General features: G+C 64.5%; 15 protein-coding genes. 5 read left to right on the forward strand and 10 right to left on the reverse strand.

All coding sequences use genetic code 11. The features are described from left to right. Positions 1-41 precede the first annotated feature (41 nt). Positions 42-380, reverse strand: a complete 339-nt coding sequence (locus ACVENA_RS01540) for a P-II family nitrogen regulator (protein ID WP_237836378.1) — start codon at positions 378-380, stop codon at positions 42-44. A 272-nt stretch (positions 381-652) separates the two neighbouring features. Between ACVENA_RS01540 and ACVENA_RS01545 the strand changes: the two genes are divergently transcribed. After that, the gene (locus ACVENA_RS01545) at positions 653-1,486 is read left to right on the forward strand and encodes an aspartyl protease family protein (protein ID WP_449327348.1); all 834 of its coding nucleotides are present in this window, start codon (positions 653-655) and stop codon (positions 1,484-1,486) included. A gap of 16 nt (positions 1,487-1,502) precedes the next feature. On the opposite strand, the gene ACVENA_RS01550 is transcribed toward ACVENA_RS01545, so the two are convergent. The 6 genes from ACVENA_RS01550 to ACVENA_RS01575 form a co-directional block, all read right to left on the reverse strand. Then, positions 1,503-3,689, reverse strand: a complete 2,187-nt coding sequence (locus tag ACVENA_RS01550) for a PQQ-dependent dehydrogenase, methanol/ethanol family (RefSeq protein ID WP_449327349.1) — start codon at positions 3,687-3,689, stop codon at positions 1,503-1,505. 296 nt (positions 3,690-3,985) lie between these two features. After that, the gene (gene map / locus ACVENA_RS01555; RefSeq protein ID WP_449327350.1) at positions 3,986-4,825 is read right to left on the reverse strand and encodes a type I methionyl aminopeptidase; all 840 of its coding nucleotides are present in this window, start codon (positions 4,823-4,825) and stop codon (positions 3,986-3,988) included. A gap of 47 nt (positions 4,826-4,872) precedes the next feature. Next, complete coding sequence (locus ACVENA_RS01560; RefSeq protein ID WP_449328880.1) at positions 4,873-5,268, reverse strand: type II toxin-antitoxin system death-on-curing family toxin; 396 nt, start codon at positions 5,266-5,268, stop codon at positions 4,873-4,875. Between the two features lie 2 nt (positions 5,269-5,270). Next, a complete protein-coding gene (locus tag ACVENA_RS01565) occupies positions 5,271-5,498 on the reverse strand; it encodes an AbrB/MazE/SpoVT family DNA-binding domain-containing protein (RefSeq protein ID WP_449327351.1) in 228 nt (75 codons plus the stop codon). A 42-nt stretch (positions 5,499-5,540) separates the two neighbouring features. Continuing rightward, entirely contained in the window at positions 5,541-7,877 is a 2,337-nt protein-coding gene (gene clpA, locus ACVENA_RS01570) for an ATP-dependent Clp protease ATP-binding subunit ClpA (RefSeq protein WP_449327352.1), read from the reverse strand. 329 nt (positions 7,878-8,206) lie between these two features. After that, entirely contained in the window at positions 8,207-8,476 is a 270-nt protein-coding gene (locus ACVENA_RS01575) for a hypothetical protein (protein ID WP_449327353.1), read from the reverse strand. Positions 8,477-8,742: 266 nt separating this feature from the next. Here ACVENA_RS01575 and ACVENA_RS01580 point away from each other — a divergent pair, with 266 nt between their 5' ends. Further along, positions 8,743-10,227: a peroxidase family protein gene (locus ACVENA_RS01580; protein ID WP_449327354.1), complete on the forward strand. Its 1,485-nt coding sequence runs from the start codon at positions 8,743-8,745 to the stop codon at positions 10,225-10,227. A 136-nt stretch (positions 10,228-10,363) separates the two neighbouring features. On the opposite strand, the gene ACVENA_RS01585 is transcribed toward ACVENA_RS01580, so the two are convergent. Together ACVENA_RS01585 and ACVENA_RS01590 are read right to left on the reverse strand one after the other, a co-directional pair. Further along, on the reverse strand, positions 10,364-10,696 hold the full coding sequence (locus ACVENA_RS01585; protein ID WP_449327355.1) for a hypothetical protein: 333 nt from the start codon (positions 10,694-10,696) through the stop codon (positions 10,364-10,366). An 8-nt stretch (positions 10,697-10,704) separates the two neighbouring features. Further along, positions 10,705-10,902, reverse strand: coding sequence for a DUF1192 domain-containing protein (locus tag ACVENA_RS01590; RefSeq protein ID WP_449327356.1), 198 nt, complete (start codon positions 10,900-10,902; stop codon positions 10,705-10,707). Between the two features lie 125 nt (positions 10,903-11,027). On the opposite strand from ACVENA_RS01590, the gene ACVENA_RS01595 reads away from it, so the two are divergent. The 3 genes from ACVENA_RS01595 to ACVENA_RS01605 all read left to right on the forward strand — a co-directional run bounded on the left by ACVENA_RS01595 (position 11,028) and on the right by ACVENA_RS01605 (position 14,138). Continuing rightward, entirely contained in the window at positions 11,028-12,038 is a 1,011-nt protein-coding gene (locus tag ACVENA_RS01595; protein ID WP_449327357.1) for an NAD(P)H-quinone oxidoreductase, read from the forward strand. A gap of 320 nt (positions 12,039-12,358) precedes the next feature. After that, positions 12,359-12,994: a DUF1013 domain-containing protein gene (locus tag ACVENA_RS01600; protein WP_257551242.1), complete on the forward strand. Its 636-nt coding sequence runs from the start codon at positions 12,359-12,361 to the stop codon at positions 12,992-12,994. A 4-nt stretch (positions 12,995-12,998) separates the two neighbouring features. Next, a complete protein-coding gene (locus ACVENA_RS01605; RefSeq protein ID WP_257547776.1) occupies positions 12,999-14,138 on the forward strand; it encodes an MBL fold metallo-hydrolase in 1,140 nt (379 codons plus the stop codon). A 215-nt stretch (positions 14,139-14,353) separates the two neighbouring features. Here the strand turns inward: ACVENA_RS01605 and ACVENA_RS01610 are convergent, their stop codons facing one another. Then, the gene (locus ACVENA_RS01610; RefSeq protein WP_449327358.1) at positions 14,354-14,629 is read right to left on the reverse strand and encodes a hypothetical protein; all 276 of its coding nucleotides are present in this window, start codon (positions 14,627-14,629) and stop codon (positions 14,354-14,356) included. Positions 14,630-14,639 lie beyond the last annotated feature (10 nt).

Consider the following 14,639-nt stretch of genomic DNA (forward strand, 5'->3'; position numbering starts at 1 on the left):
TCGCGCCGGGGTCTGGTTGAACGGGATGGAGCGCGGATGCCTTAAAGGGCGTCCTCGTTGCGTTCGCCGGTGCGGATGCGGAGTGCGGTTTCGACCGGGATCACGAAAATCTTGCCGTCGCCGATGCGGCCGGTTTGCGCGGCGGCGGCGATCGCCTCGACGACGCGCTCGGCCAGCGAATCCTCGACGATCACCTCCAGCTTCACCTTGGGCAGGAAGTCGACGACATATTCGGCGCCGCGATAGAGTTCGGTATGGCCCTTCTGGCGGCCGAAGCCCTTCGCCTCGGTCACGGTGATGCCGCTGACGCCGACCTCGTGCAGCGCTTCCTTCACTTCGTCGAGCTTGAACGGTTTGATGATCGCCTCAATCTTCTTCACGCGTCTGATCCCCTTTGGACTGGCCGCCGCCGCTCGCAGTCAAAGCCGGATCAGGCGCGCCTGGTCCGGTTTGGCCGGTCGAGTCGGTGCGGTGTCCCGCCATCTTGCACCAATCAAGACCCGTGCCAATTGCCGAATCGCGGGCTTTCGCGGAGATTTGCGGTGGGGAAAGGCGGGCGTGCTCAACGATTGAGCATTCCATCAAGCGGGGTGCCTATTTTTCAGGCAATGCCTTCGCTTGACCTGCCCTGCGTCCGGCCACACGATGGGATATGCTTGACGCTATTTCGTTCGAGTTTCTCGACCCCGATGCGCCTCTCGTCCTTGTGACCGGCCGGATCGAAGGCGATCGCCCCATCACTATAGTGGTCGATACGGGCGCAATGCCTCCTTACGCATTGTTCCTCAGCGACGCGCTGGCGCAAGAGCTGGCACTGCCACGGGACATGTCATTCAAACTCGAGGAATCGGGAGCGTTCGGTCCTGACGCCATCGAGTTGCAGCGCGTGCATATCGCGTCCTTTTCCTTGGGATCGGTTTCCCTTGCTGATCCACCCGTCGCCGCGAGCAAATTCATCGACAAGCTGAGCGCGTCGATCGGCCGGCGGATCGATGGAGTCGTCGGATATGAGTTTTTGCGGACGCATCGCTTTTCGATCGACTATGGGGCGCGGCTGATCGATTTCGACGCCGAAGCAGGTGCCGAAACCCGTGCGATCGCCTTCACCGTCGAGCCGAAGAGTCCCATGATCCGGGTTCGTGCGAAAGTGAACGGGTACGGACCCGTCGAAATGGAACTGGATACGGCCGCGACGGCTTCCTTCGTCAGCCCGTCGCTGGCCGAGCGCGCCGGAATCGCCATCGATGCCGACGCGAATGCGGTGGGTGCGGGCGGCGAAGGCAGGGTGCGGTCCGGCCACGCCGATATCGAATTGGGCGGGCAGTCGGCGCCGTCTCAATTGATAGCTGTTTCAGAGCAGGTGTCAGGACACTCCGCCGAAGCGGCCGATGGCTTGATTGGAGCCCCCTTTCTCCTCGGGCGGAAAGTTATAATTTCATACCCCGACGGCAAGCTGTGGGTGGAGTCGTCGCCGACGCCACCCTAGCCTTTGGCGAGACTATTTACCGCCCGACCGGCGCCGATGCGTCGGGAAGGTTGGCTTTGGTCCAGTTCGAACGATCGATGACATAGGCGCGGATGGCCTCGGCGTCGGCGGGGGTGAGGACGCGCGCGAAGCTGACCATGCCGCGATCCTTGAGAGCGCCGTCGAGGATCACGCTCTTCCAGGCATCGGCGTTGGTGAGGGTGCCCGAAACGCGGAGGTCCGGCGTGAAGCCGTTGCCGATCGCGCTGTCGCCGTGACAGACTTGGCAGTAGCGTCCGAAATGCGCCTTGCCCGACGCGACCTGTTCGGGCGTGCCGAACTGCGGCGGCGGGTTCCACGCGAGCGCGGTCGTCGCGGGCGGCGCCGGGAGCTTCACCGTGCCGCCGAGCTTGAGCACGACAAGGCGCGGCAGATTGGGAAGCTTGCGCGTCGCGCCCCCCGCGACCCCCGCGACGAGCGGGAAGGCGCCGCCCTTGCCGGTCTGGAAGGCGACATATTGCACCCCGCCGACGCGGAAGGTCGAGGGCGCGCTGACGATCCCCGACTGCATGTCGAGGTCGAGAAGCTGCTTGCCGGTATCGGCGGCATAAGCGCGGAAGCGGCCGGTGCTCGTGCCCTGGAAGACGAGGTTGCCCGCGGTCGTCATCGTCCCGCCATTCCACGCGGCGGGATAGTCGACGCCCCATGCGACCTTGCCGGTGCGCGGATCGAAAGCGACGAGGCGTCCGGTCGTCGCGGCGACCGCGGCGCGGAACGCCTTGGCATCGTCGGGAAGCATCGTCTTGTTGAGCGAGGTGCCGACGTTGAACCCCAGCACCTTGCGTTTGTCGAGCTCGTCCATGTCCTGGAGATAGCCCTGCGGAATCTGCTGCGCCGGGATGTAGACGAGCCCGGTCGCGGGGTTGTAGCTCATCGGGTGCCAGTTGTGCGCGCCGAGCGCGCCGGGGATGGCGATGAAGGGCTTGCCGGTCTTGTAGAAGCGGGCCTCGGGGTTCTCAATCGGGCGGCCGGTCGTCATGTCGTATCCGGTCGCCCAGTTGATCCCGTCGACATAGGGCTTGGCGTCGATCAGCTTGCCGGTCGTGCGGTCGATGGTGAAGAAGAAGCCGTTCTTCGGTGCGTGGTAGAGCACCTTGGTCGGCTTGCCGTCCACCTGCTGTTCGGCGAGGATGATCGGCTGGGTCGCGGTATAATCCCAGCTCTCGCCGGGCGTTTCCTGATAATGCCACTTGTACTTGCCGGTGGTCGCGTCGAGCGCGACGACCGACGACAGGAACCAGTTGTCGCCCTCGCCGTTCGAGCGCTCGCCATGGTTCCATGGGTTGCCGTTGCCGACACCGAGGTAGATCTGGTCGAGATCCTTGTCGTAGACGATCGCGTCCCACACCGTGCCGCCGCCGCCCGACACCTTCCACTCGCCCTTGTCGGACCAGGTGGCGTTGCCCTTCGATGCGAAGATGTCGTCGCTCGCGGCGCCATCTTTTGCCTTGGTCGGGTTGGGTGCGGTGTAGAAGCGCCAGCGTTCCTTGCCGGTGTCGGCGTCGTAAGCGGTGACGTATCCGCGTACCCCGAACTCGGCGCCGCCGTTGCCGATCAGCACCATGTCCTTCACGACACGCGGCGCGCCGGTGATCGTATAGGGCTTCGAGGTGTCGAAGGTCTGCGTCGACCACAGCTCCTTGCCGGTCTTGCGGTCGAGCGCGATCAGGCGGCCGTCGAGCGTGCCGACGAACAGCTTGTCGCCCCAGACCGCGACGCCGCGGTTGACGACGTCGCAGCAGGCCGAAACCGCGCGGTCGCCGGGAACCTTGGGGTCGAAGCTCCAGAGCTTCTTGCCGGTCGCCGCGTCCCAGGCGTCGACCTTCGACCAGGCATGGCTGACATAAAGCACCCCGTCGACGACGACCGGGGTCGCTTCCTGCCCGCGCGCATCGTCGAGGTCGGCGAACCAGGCGATGCCGAGCTGGCCGACATTCTTGTCGTTGATATCGGTCAGCGGGCTGAAGCGCTGTTCGTCGTAGCTGTAGCCGATGCCCGCCCAATTATCGCCGTTGCCGCCGGTCTTGAGCAGCGCCTCGCTCGCCTTCTCGGCATCGTCGAGCGCGCCGCCGCCCGAAATGCTGTCGTTCTTCGATGCGTTGCACGCCGCCAGTGCCAAGGCCGCGCAACCTAGCAGCGCCGCCGAAAAGACCGTCTTCGCCATGTCCCTCTCCCGTCTATGCTTGACGTTAACGTCAAGTCTGCGCCGGAAGGGGGCGTGGTGCAAGAAGATTTCGCGCGGAGGGCGCAGAGCGCGCGGAGGACTATAGAGGATTTTGGTTCACGCGGAGACGCGGAGACGCGGAGGCGCGGAGAAAACAAAAAGCCGTTCGCCCTGAGCTTGTCGAAGGGCCGTTCTTTCTTTTGGTGCCGCAAGAAGAACGGTGCTTCGACAAGCTCAGCACGAACGTTTCGTGATGGAACCCGATCTCCGCGTCTCCGCGTGAACTAAGTCCCTTCCTACTGCCAGGGCGGCGCGTTCAGGCCCGTGGGGCTGGCGGTGAAGATTTCGCAGCCGGCCTCGGTGATCCCGATGCTGTGCTCGAACTGCGCCGAGAGCGAGCGGTCGCGGGTTACCGCGGTCCAGCCGTCGGCGAGCATCTTCACCGCATATTTGCCGGTGTTGATCATCGGCTCGATCGTGAAGAACATGCCGGGGCGAAGTTCCGGTCCGGTGCCGGGGCGCCCGGCGTGGACGACCTCGGGCGCGTCGTGGAACATCTGCCCGACGCCGTGGCCGCAGAAATCGCGCACCACCGAATAGCGGTGGCGCTCGGCATGGCTCTGGATCGCGTGCGCGACGTCGCCCATCGTGTTGCCGGGTTTCGCCTGCTCGATGCCGAGCATCAGGCATTCATAGGTCACGTCGACCAGCCGCCGCGCCTTCACGCCGACGTCGCCGAGCAGATACATGCGGCTCGAATCGCCGTGCCAGCCGTCGACCATCGGGGTGACATCGACGTTGATAATGTCGCCTTCGCGCAGCGGCTTGTCGTCGGGGATGCCATGGCACACGACATGGTTGATGCTGGTGCAGCAGCTATGCGTATAGCCACGATAGCCGAGCGTCGCGGGAATGCCGCCGCCCTTGAGCGTCATTTCGCGGACGAGATCGTCGATCTGTGCCGTGGTCACGCCGGGCTGGACGAAGGGGACGAGTGCGTCGAGAATTTCGGCCGCAAGCTGTCCAGCCCGCCGCATTCCGGCAAAGCCGGCCGCATCGTGCAGCTTGATCGTGCCGTCGCGGACGCGGGCAGGAGTGGCCGCTTCGTCGGCGGTTACGGAGATGTAGTTGTACATGGAGGCAATATAGGCGCGGATGGCTGAAAAGGCGAGGGGGCGCAGCGTCAGCCATTTTCGAGATGGTCACGGAACCACTTGGCCAATGTCTCTTCTCTTAGATGTCCAGCGGCGAGAGCCTGCATGGTTGCGATGGCATCCTGCGGACCGAAGCGAAGCCGATGCCCGTTGAAACCGAGGAACAAGCGCGCGAGCACCCACGCCGTTCTTTTGTTTCCATCGCTGAACGGATGGTTCCGAGCTATTCCGAACGCATAGGCAGCAGCTAGTTGCGTCCGATCGTCCTCGCCATAGGCCCATCGATTTACGGGTCGCGCCAGCGCCGATTCCAGCATCCCGGAATCCCGCACACCTGCAATCCCACCATGTTCGGCGAGTTGCCTGTCGTGGATTGCCAACGCAAGATCGATGCCCAGCCAAGCGGGCTCGACCCGATTGCTAATGCTCACTTGGCGAGAACGCGCAAGATATCGCGATCTTCCCGCATGATCGCTTCCGCCATCTCCATCTTCGCAGCGAAATCCGGGTCGGCTGCCGTCAACCGGATACCGTCCGGCGATTCCGTTGCATAAAGGATATCGCCCAGCGACACACGCAACCGCGCCAGCAGTTCCTTCGGCAGGATGACGGCGGCGCTGTTGCCGACCTTGGTGATCTTGAGCGGCGTGTTCATACGATCGTCATAACATCGCCGCCCAAGATTTTCAACCCGGCCTCACTCCGCCGCCTTCTCGGCCTTGCCCTTCGCCTTGCCCTTGCTCGCCTTGGGCGGTGCGGGGACGATTTCGAAGGTCAGCGGGTTGCCGACATGGGCATCCTCGCCGGTCTTCATCTTCACCTTGACCTCGCCGCCATGGACGAGCTTGCCGAAGAGGAGTTCCTCGGCAAGCGGCTGCTTGATCTTCTCCTGGATCAGGCGGCCCATCGGGCGCGCGCCATAGAGCTTGTCATAGCCCTTGGCGGTCAGCCATTCGCGCGCCGCCTCGTCGAGCTGGATGTGGACGTTGCGGTCGGCAAGCTGCAGTTCGAGCTGCAGGATGAACTTGTCGACGACGCGCGCCACGACCTCGGGCGGCAGATAGCCGAAGGGCACGATCGCATCGAGGCGGTTGCGGAATTCGGGGGTGAACATGCGCTTCACCGCCTCTTCCTGCACATCCTCGCGGGTCACGGTGCCGAAGCCGATCGATTCGCGTGTCATGTCGCTCGCGCCCGCATTGGTCGTCATGATCAGGATGACGTTGCGGAAATCGACCGTCTTGCCGTGGTGGTCGGTCAGGCGGCCGTTGTCCATCACCTGCAGCAGGATGTTGAACAGGTCGGGGTGCGCCTTCTCGATCTCGTCGAGCAGCAGCACGCAGTGCGGATTCTGGTCGATCGCATCGGTGAGCAGGCCGCCCTGATCATATCCGACATAGCCCGGCGGCGCGCCGATCAGGCGGCTCACCGAATGACGCTCCATATATTCGCTCATGTCGAAGCGCTGGAGCGGAATGCCCATGATCGACGCCAGTTGCTTGGCGACCTCGGTCTTGCCGACGCCGGTCGGGCCGCTGAACAGGTAATTGCCGATCGGCTTTTCGGGATCGCGCAGACCCGCGCGGCTCAGCTTGATCGCCGACGACAGCACCTCGATCGCGGTGTTCTGGCCAAAGACGACGCGCTTGAGGTCGGTTTCGAGCGTTTCGAGCACCTTCTTGTCGTCGCTCGACACCGATTTGGGCGGAATGCGCGCCATCGTCGCGATCACCGCCTCGATCTCCTTCGCAGTGATCGTTTTGCGGCGCTTCGACGGGGGCACGAGCATCTGCATCGCGCCGACTTCGTCGATCACGTCGATCGCCTTGTCGGGGAGCTTGCGGTCGTTGATGTAGCGCGACGACAGCTCGACCGCCGCGTTAATCGCGTCGGCGGTATATTTGACATTGTGGTGGCTCTCGAACGCTTCGCGGAGGCCAGCGAGGATCTTCTTCGTGTCCTCGATGCTCGGTTCGATCACGTCGATTTTCTGGAAGCGGCGCAGCAGCGCGCGGTCCTTTTCGAAGTGATTGCGGAACTCCTTGTACGTCGTCGAGCCGATGCAGCGGATGACGCCGCCCGACAGCGCGGGCTTGAGCAGGTTCGAGGCGTCCATCGCGCCGCCGCTGGTGGCGCCGGCGCCGATCACCGTGTGAATCTCGTCGATGAACAGGATCGCGTGCGGCAGGCCCTCAAGCTCGGTCACGACCTGTTTCAGCCGCTCCTCGAAATCGCCGCGATAGCGTGTGCCCGCGAGCAGTGCGCCCATGTCGAGTGAGTAGATCACCGCGGGCAGCAGCACCTCGGGCACGTCGCCCTCGACGATCTTGCGCGCGAGGCCTTCGGCGATCGCGGTCTTGCCGACGCCGGGATCGCCGACATAGAGCGGGTTGTTCTTGCTGCGGCGGCAGAGAATCTGGATCGTGCGGTCGACCTCGGCGCTGCGGCCGATCAGCGGGTCGACCTTGCCGGTCTTCGCCTTTTCGTTGAGGTTGACGGTGAACTGGTCGAGCGCGGTTTCCTTCTTGGACTTGCCTTCGCTCTTGTCCTTCGTCTCTTCCTTTTCCTCGGGTTCGGCCTGCGGCGAGGGCTTGCCGCCCTTGCCGACGCCGTGGCTGAGATAGGAAACCGCGTCGAGCCGTGTCAGATCCTGCTGTTGCAGGAAATAGACTGCATAGCTTTCACGTTCGGAGAAGAGCGCGACGAGGACGTTGGCGCCGGTCACCTCATCCTTGCCCGACGACTGAACATGCAGGATCGCGCGCTGGACGACGCGCTGGAAGCCGCTGGTGGGGGAGGGATCGCTGTGCCCCTCGACCTTCAAACTGTCGAGCTCGGTGTCGAGATAGTGGACGACCGCCGATTGCAGGTCGCCCGTCGCGACGCCGCAGGCGCGCATCACTTCGGCGGCGTGCTCGTCGTCGATCAGCGCATAGAGCAGATGCTCGAGCGTCGCATATTCGTGATGCCGCTCCGACGCGGCCTTCAGCGCATTGTGCAGGGTCTTTTCGAGCGATTCCGAAAAGGACGGCATGGGCTTATCTCCTTGGGGACAAGCCGGGGAGAGGCGAGCCCGCTGAACACAAGGTGGCGACGCCGCCGCCCCGCCGCAAGGGAAAAGCGGAGGCACATGTGAAATTACGATGACAGGATTGCGCTATGGTTAACGGGGCGTTGAGAAATTGGGGGAGGCAAACCGTTGCCTTCGCGAAGGCGGAGCGACGGTTATTGCCGGTCGTTTCTAAACCTTCGTCATTCCTGCGAAAGCGGGAACCCAGTGCGGGGTCAGCCGACGCACACTCTGGGTTCCCGCTTTCGCGGGAATGACGATGTTGCAGGACGAAGGGTGTTGCTTATCGGTCGTCAGCCGCCCTCGGCTTCCCCGGCGCGATCCGCCATATCCATGAAATCGCGCGCCACGTTGCGTTCGCCCTCGTCCTCGAACGCGACATCGAGGTCGGGCGCGACGCCGAGCATGTACATCAGCGCCCACAGCGCGAAGCGGCGGCCGGGGTTGGTTTCGAGGCCGAAATCGACGCGCATACGTTCGGTCCCGGCGGCGTGCGCTTCCGGGTGGATTGCCGCGAGGTCGGCGGTGCCGAAATAGCGGCGGAGCTGGTCGTCGAAATCCATCGCCGTCCTTTCGGTCCCTTCGCGCCGCTTGGCAAGCTGCTGCATGGCGAACGGCTGTGCACCAAAGGCACGGCCTGTCGCACCTTTGCGGCAACCGGGCAGGTAAACCGGAAATTAGCCCTCAATCTTCTTGGCCCCCGCGACCGCAGCGTGCAGCCTGTCCCTCTTGGTGTCGTGCCAGAACAGCGGATGCACGCCTGTCCCCGCGACGGCGAAGCCCTCCCGACAATCGCACATCGTTAGAAAAAATAGCAGGAGAGACTGCCATGCCTCGTCACGGCGTATATCCGCGCGACATCGTTCCGCCGCGCTCGAAATATTCGGATGCCGGCCGCTTCGGCCGCCTGTTCGGAGAGCTTCCGCCCTTTGCCGCCGACACCCCCGACGTCCGCGCCGCGCTGATGGAGATCGGCAAGCCCGGCGGCATCATGGATGCCAAGGACAATCTGACCAAGAGTCCGGCCGAGTTGATCACCGACCCGGCGCTGTCGGCGAAGAACAGTGACAATCCCAATCTGACCGCGGGGTTCACCTTCCTCGGCCAGTTCCTCGATCACGACATGACCTTCGATCCGACCTCCAGCCTCGAACGGCAGGTCGACCCCGAACAGATCGCCAATTTCCGCACCCCCAGCCTCGGCCTCGACAATGTCTATGGCGCCGGACCGGGCGGCAGTCCGCATCTCTACGACACGCAGGGCGGCAAGGGCGGCAAGTTCCTGCTCGAGGCCACCGGCACCGCGAACAAGTTCGACCTGCCGCGCAACAGCCAGAAGGTCGCACTGATCGGCGACCCGCGCGACGACGAAAATCTGATCATCAGCCAGCTTCAGGTCGCTTTCCTGAAGTTCCACAACGAGGTCGTCGACTATGTGAAGACCAAGATCAAGCTGACCGGTTCGGACGAGATTTTCGCCGAGGCGCAGCGGATCGTGCGCTGGCACTATCAATGGATGGTCGTTCATGAATTCCTGCGCCGGACCTGCGGCGACGCGGTGGTCGACGACGTGCTGACCAATGGCCGCAAATATTACAGCTGGCACAACGAGCCCTATATTCCGGTCGAATTCTCGGTCGCCGCCTATCGCTTCGGGCACAGCCAGATCCGCCCGTCGTACCGGGCGAACTTCACCGGCGACGGCGGCAATCCCTTCTTCGCGATGATCTTCAAGCCCACCCCATCGGACCCCGACGATCCCGACGACCTGTCGGGTGGCTGCCGGGCGCCGCGGCGCTTCGTCGACTGGCCGACCTTCTTCGACTTCGCCGACGGCAATGTGAAGCCGAACAAGAAGATCGACACGACGCTGTCGACCGCGCTGTTCCGCCTGCCGGGCTCGGTGGTACCGAACCCCGATCCCAAGACCAGCCCGGCCTCGCTCGCGCAGCGCAACCTGCTGCGCCACCTGACCTTCGCGCTCCCCTCGGGCCAGCGCGTCGCCCGCGCGATGAAGCTGCCCGAGCTGTCGAAGGGCGACCTTGCCGACCTCAAGCCCCACGGGCTCGACGACCGCACGCCGCTCTGGTTCTACACATTGCGCGAGGCGCAGACGGTCGAGAATGGCGAACGGCTCGGCCCCGTAGGCGCGCGGATCGTGACCGAGGTTTTCCTCGGGCTGCTCCAGGGCGACAAGGGCTCCTATCTGGCGCAGGACCCCGAATGGCAGCCGTTCCTGCCGACCGTCGATCCGTCGAAGAAAGGCGACGATTTCAAGATGGTCGATTTGCTGCGCTACGCCAAGGTGGCGTGAGGTCTTGAAAGCCCCTCCTCTTCAGGGGAGGGTTGGGGTGGGGGCCATCGGCCTTGCGCGAGGCCGATGGCCCCCACCCACTGCAATTAGGCAGCAAGCTGCCAGGCTTCTCGGACGAGGGGTCTGACCTGTTTCGTCAACGCCCGGTCAATATCTCTCGATATCGCCGACCGAGTAAAACGATCAGCAGAGTTATACTTCCCAGCCCGAGCAGCTTGCTCAGATCGAGAGAATGAGTCGCCGTCAGCATGGTGACGTAAAAACCGGCAAAAATCAGCATCGCTTCGAAATGCGTTCTAGCGTCAATTATACTCCTTTTCAGACCAACGAGGCTGACTCCAAGGCAGAATAGTAGCGCGGCAGACAGTCCATACTCCCCACCGAGGAAGTAGAGGCCGATCATGATAAGCATGCCGCCCGCATGGAGCGCCGCCAAACTCCCGAGAGATTTCCACTTCTGTCCGCTCAACGGTCCAATCACCCCTTCCGGAACAGCGCCTCGGCGTTCGCCTTGAAGCCCCCGGCGGCGGCCTTGTGCGCCTTCACGCGCGCGATCTCGGCTTCCAGCACCACGATGCGCTCATCGAGTTCGGCGACCGACAGCGGGTCGAGCGACTGGCGGGTCAGCGCGGCGAGCGCGTCGTCCCGGCGGCGGGGAAGGTCGTCATCGTCCATGGCACGTCCTTTCTCTCGCTGGTCCCTGCACACTATCCATCTGATTTGCAAAGCGCGCGGACTGTTGACCCGACTCCCCTTGCTGTCAATAAGGCGGCCAGCGGGACCAAAAGACCAGTGGGGGAATGACGCGCGTGACCAGCCTGCCCGAAACCATGACCGCCATCGCGATTCGCGAGCCCGGCGGACCGGAGGTTCTCGTCCCCGAAACGCGGCCGGTGCCGCGGCCGGGACCGGGCGAGCTTCTGATCCGCGTCGCGGCGGCAGGGGTCAACCGCCCCGACGTGCTGCAGCGCATGGGCTTTTATCCGCCGCCGCCAGGCGCGTCGGACCTGCCGGGGCTGGAGGTCGCGGGCACCGTCGTCGCGGTCGGGCCGGGCGGCGATCCCGAATGGCTGGGCCAGGCGGTCTGCGCGTTGGTCGCGGGCGGCGGCTATGCCGAATATTGCGCTGCGCCGGCGGGAAGCTGTCTGCCGGTGCCGAAGGGCTTTTCGATGGCGGAGGCCGCGGCGCTGCCCGAAACCGTCTTCACCGTCTGGCACAATCTGTTCGAGCGCGGCTATGTTCGCGAGGGTGAGACCGTGCTGATCCACGGCGGCACCAGCGGTATCGGCACGACCGCGATCGGCCTTTGCAAGCTGTTCGGCATCCGCACGATCGTCACCTGCGGCAGCGCCGCGAAGTGCGACGCGGCGCGCGCGCTCGGCGCTGATCTTGCCGTCGATTATGCGACCGAGGATTATGTCGAGGCGGTCAAGGCCTTCACCGGCGGCGAGGGCGTCAACGTCGTCCTCGACATGGTCGGCGGCGACTATCTGCCGCGCAACCTCGCCTGCCTTGCCGAGGATGGCCGCCATGTGACGATCGCCTTTCAGCGCGGCGCGAAAGTCGAGGTCGACATTTCGCAGCTCATGCGCCGCCGGCTGACGATGACCGGATCGACGCTGCGCGCGCGCAGCCCCGAGTTCAAGGCGCTGCTCGCCGACGAGCTCCACCGCACCCTGTGGCCCCGCCTCGCCGAGGGCGGCTGGAAACCCGCGATGGACCAGGGCTTCCCTCTCGCCGAAGCCGCCGCTGCCCATGCGCGGATGCAGGCGGGCGAGCATGTCGGGAAGATCGTGCTGACGGTGGGGTGAAGGCGCGCGGCGTCGAGATTGGACTTCTGCGTCTCATTTTTTCGTCATTCCCGCGAAAGCGGGAACCCAGAGCGTGCGTCGGCTGACCCCGCACTGGGTTCCCGCTTTCGCGGGAATGACGAAGCAGGGGGATGTCCGCTCCTGCCCATCGATCTCGCCGCCGCCCTTTCATCCCGAAACAAACTCCGAAACCCCGCTCTTGCTCCCTCCGCCAAACCGGCATATAGCCGCCGCCAATGTCCGGCCGCCCCGCGAGGGGCGGCCCTTATTATTTCCGCTTTTGGAGATTGCCCATGGCCAATGCCAATCCGACCCCGCTGATGCCGCACGCGACCGCCGCCTGGCTGGTCGACAACACCGGCCTCACCTTTGCCCAGATCGCCGAATATTGCGGCATCCACATATTGGAAGTGCAGGCGATCGCCGACGAGACCGCGGCGACCAAATATACCGGCCGCGATCCGGTGCGCGCGCACGAGCTGTCGATGGACGAGATCGAAAAGGGCCAGAAGGATCCCGACTACAAGCTCAAGATGAGCGTGCAGGGGCAGGATACGATTCGCCGCACCCGCGGGCCGCGCTACACGCCGGTCAGCAAGCGCCAGGACAAGCCCGACGGCATCGCCTGGATCCTCAAGAACCATCCCGAAGTGTCGGACGGCGCGATCGGCAAGCTGATCGGCACGACGCGCAACACGATCAACGCGATCCGCGAGCGCAGCCACTGGAACAGTGCGAACATCGTTCCCAAGGATCCGGTGACCCTCGGCCTCTGCTCGCAGCGCGAACTCGACGCGCTCGTCGCCAAGGCGGCGAAGAAAGCCGGAATCAAGGCGCCCGAGGACAGCCGTCTCGAAGGCGACCGCGAGGCGCTGCTCGAGGAACTGCGCGCCGAGCGCACCGCCGCCGCCGAAGCGCGCGCCGCCGAGGATGCCGAAGCCGGCAACGAAGCCTGATCCGATGGCGGGCGCGGGCGACGACGACAATATCCCCGCGGCCAGCGGTTCTCCCGACGCATCGCTGACCCAGGACGACAGCTTCACCGCGACGAGCCACGCCGGCCTCACTTACCCGTGGGGCGAGGCGGCGCCCGGGGCGGGCGAGACGATCCGCATCGCCGATGGCATCAGCTGGGCGCGGCTGCCGATGCCCGGCTCGCTCGGCCATATCAACAGTTGGCTGCTCGACGACGCCGATGCGGCGGGCGAGGGGGTCGCGGTCGTCGACACCGGCATCTGCCTGACGATCTGTTCGGACGCGTGGAAGGCGCTGTACGCCGGCGCGCTTGCGGACAAGCGGATCACCCGCGTCTTCGGCACCCACCTGCACCCCGACCATATCGGCCTCGCGGGCTGGATCGCGAAGAAGCAGGGCGTCAAGTTGTGGATGACGCGCGGCGAGATGCTGACCGCGCGTACGATCGTCGCCGATACGAGCGACACCACGCCCGAGGAGGCGCTGGTGCAGTCGCGCGCCGCGGGCTGGGACGAGGAAGCGATCGAGCGGCAGAAGGCGGAGGGCTGGGGTCGCTTCGGCATGATGGTCTTTCCGCTGCCGCGCAGCTACGCGCGAATCAAGGACGGCGACGTCCTCGACATGGGGGCGCATCGCTGGCGCGTCGTTACCGGGTCGGGGCACAGCCCCGAACATGCGTGCCTGTGGAACGAGCGTGAGGGCGTGCTGGTGTCGGGCGATCAGGTACTGCCGCGGATCAGCTCGAACGTGTCGGTCAACATCACCGAACCCGATGCCGATCCGCTCGGAGAATGGCTCGCCTCGATCGACAAATTGCTCGCGACCATCCCGGCGGACGTGATCGTCTGCCCTGCGCATGGCGAGCCCTTCAAGGGACTGCACGTTCGCCTGATGGCGCTGCGCGACGAGCATCGCATGCGGCTCTACAACCTCGCCGAAGCCGCCGCGAAAGCGCCGCTGCGCGCGGTCGACAGCTTTCCCTTGCTCTTCAACCGCCCGATCGGCAGCCACAATCAGGGCCTCGCCACCGGCGAAGCCTTCGCGCACCTCAAGCGGCTGGAGGTCGAGGGCCGCGTCAAGCGTGAGAACCGCGACGGCGTCTGGTGGTATCACGGCGTGGCGTGACGGATAATCTCACGCAAAGGCGCGAAGACGCAAAGAAGAAGACGTCTCACACAAAGACACAAAGAGGGTGGGGCATTGAACCGGCCCCGCTCGAACTTCCGCGCGAAGCGCATTTATCAATAGCCGCCTGCGGCGGCAGGCTACTTCAGCGAGGCTTGCGCCCTCTTTGTGTCTTTGTGTGAGCCCGCTTCCTTCGCGCCTTTGCGTGAGGCCATCTATCGCGGCCGGTGCATGACCCAGCTGAACGCCATCGCGTTGAAGATGGTGTAAAGGCCATAGAGCAGCAGGCCGGTGAACCAGTTACGCGTCGCGATCGCCATCGCGCCGACGAGCAGCAGATATTCGAAGAGATAGGTGATGTTCGGCCCCGCGCGTTCGGCGAGCGGCTGGACCATCTGCCGGATCAGCGGGTCGTCGCTTTCCATGAAGGCGCGGTGCATCGCGAAATTGCCGACACCGGCGCAGAAAATGGCGATGATCGCGATCCACATAGCATCGCAA

The sequence above is a fragment of the Sphingopyxis sp. 550A genome (assembly GCF_053569535.1).

Excerpts from the sequence above, each read along its gene's own strand:
- ACVENA_RS01575 (WP_449327353.1), bottom strand. The coding sequence starts at position 8,476 with ATGGATTTCGACGACCAGCTCCGCCGCTATTTCGGCACCGCCGACCTC.
- ACVENA_RS01600 (WP_257551242.1), top strand. The coding sequence starts at position 12,359 with ATGCCGCACGCGACCGCCGCCTGGCTGGTCGACAACACCGGCCTCACC.
- ACVENA_RS01580 (WP_449327354.1), top strand. The coding sequence starts at position 8,743 with ATGCCTCGTCACGGCGTATATCCGCGCGACATCGTTCCGCCGCGCTCG.
- ACVENA_RS01550 (WP_449327349.1), bottom strand. The coding sequence starts at position 3,689 with ATGGCGAAGACGGTCTTTTCGGCGGCGCTGCTAGGTTGCGCGGCCTTG.
- ACVENA_RS01610 (WP_449327358.1), bottom strand. The coding sequence starts at position 14,629 with ATGTGGATCGCGATCATCGCCATTTTCTGCGCCGGTGTCGGCAATTTC.
- ACVENA_RS01545 (WP_449327348.1), top strand. The coding sequence starts at position 653 with ATGCTTGACGCTATTTCGTTCGAGTTTCTCGACCCCGATGCGCCTCTC.
- ACVENA_RS01590 (WP_449327356.1), bottom strand. The coding sequence starts at position 10,902 with ATGGACGATGACGACCTTCCCCGCCGCCGGGACGACGCGCTCGCCGCG.
- clpA (WP_449327352.1), bottom strand. The coding sequence starts at position 7,877 with ATGCCGTCCTTTTCGGAATCGCTCGAAAAGACCCTGCACAATGCGCTG.
- ACVENA_RS01595 (WP_449327357.1), top strand. The coding sequence starts at position 11,028 with ATGACGCGCGTGACCAGCCTGCCCGAAACCATGACCGCCATCGCGATT.
- ACVENA_RS01565 (WP_449327351.1), bottom strand. The coding sequence starts at position 5,498 with ATGAACACGCCGCTCAAGATCACCAAGGTCGGCAACAGCGCCGCCGTC.
- map (WP_449327350.1), bottom strand. The coding sequence starts at position 4,825 with ATGTACAACTACATCTCCGTAACCGCCGACGAAGCGGCCACTCCTGCC.
- ACVENA_RS01605 (WP_257547776.1), top strand. The coding sequence starts at position 12,999 with ATGGCGGGCGCGGGCGACGACGACAATATCCCCGCGGCCAGCGGTTCT.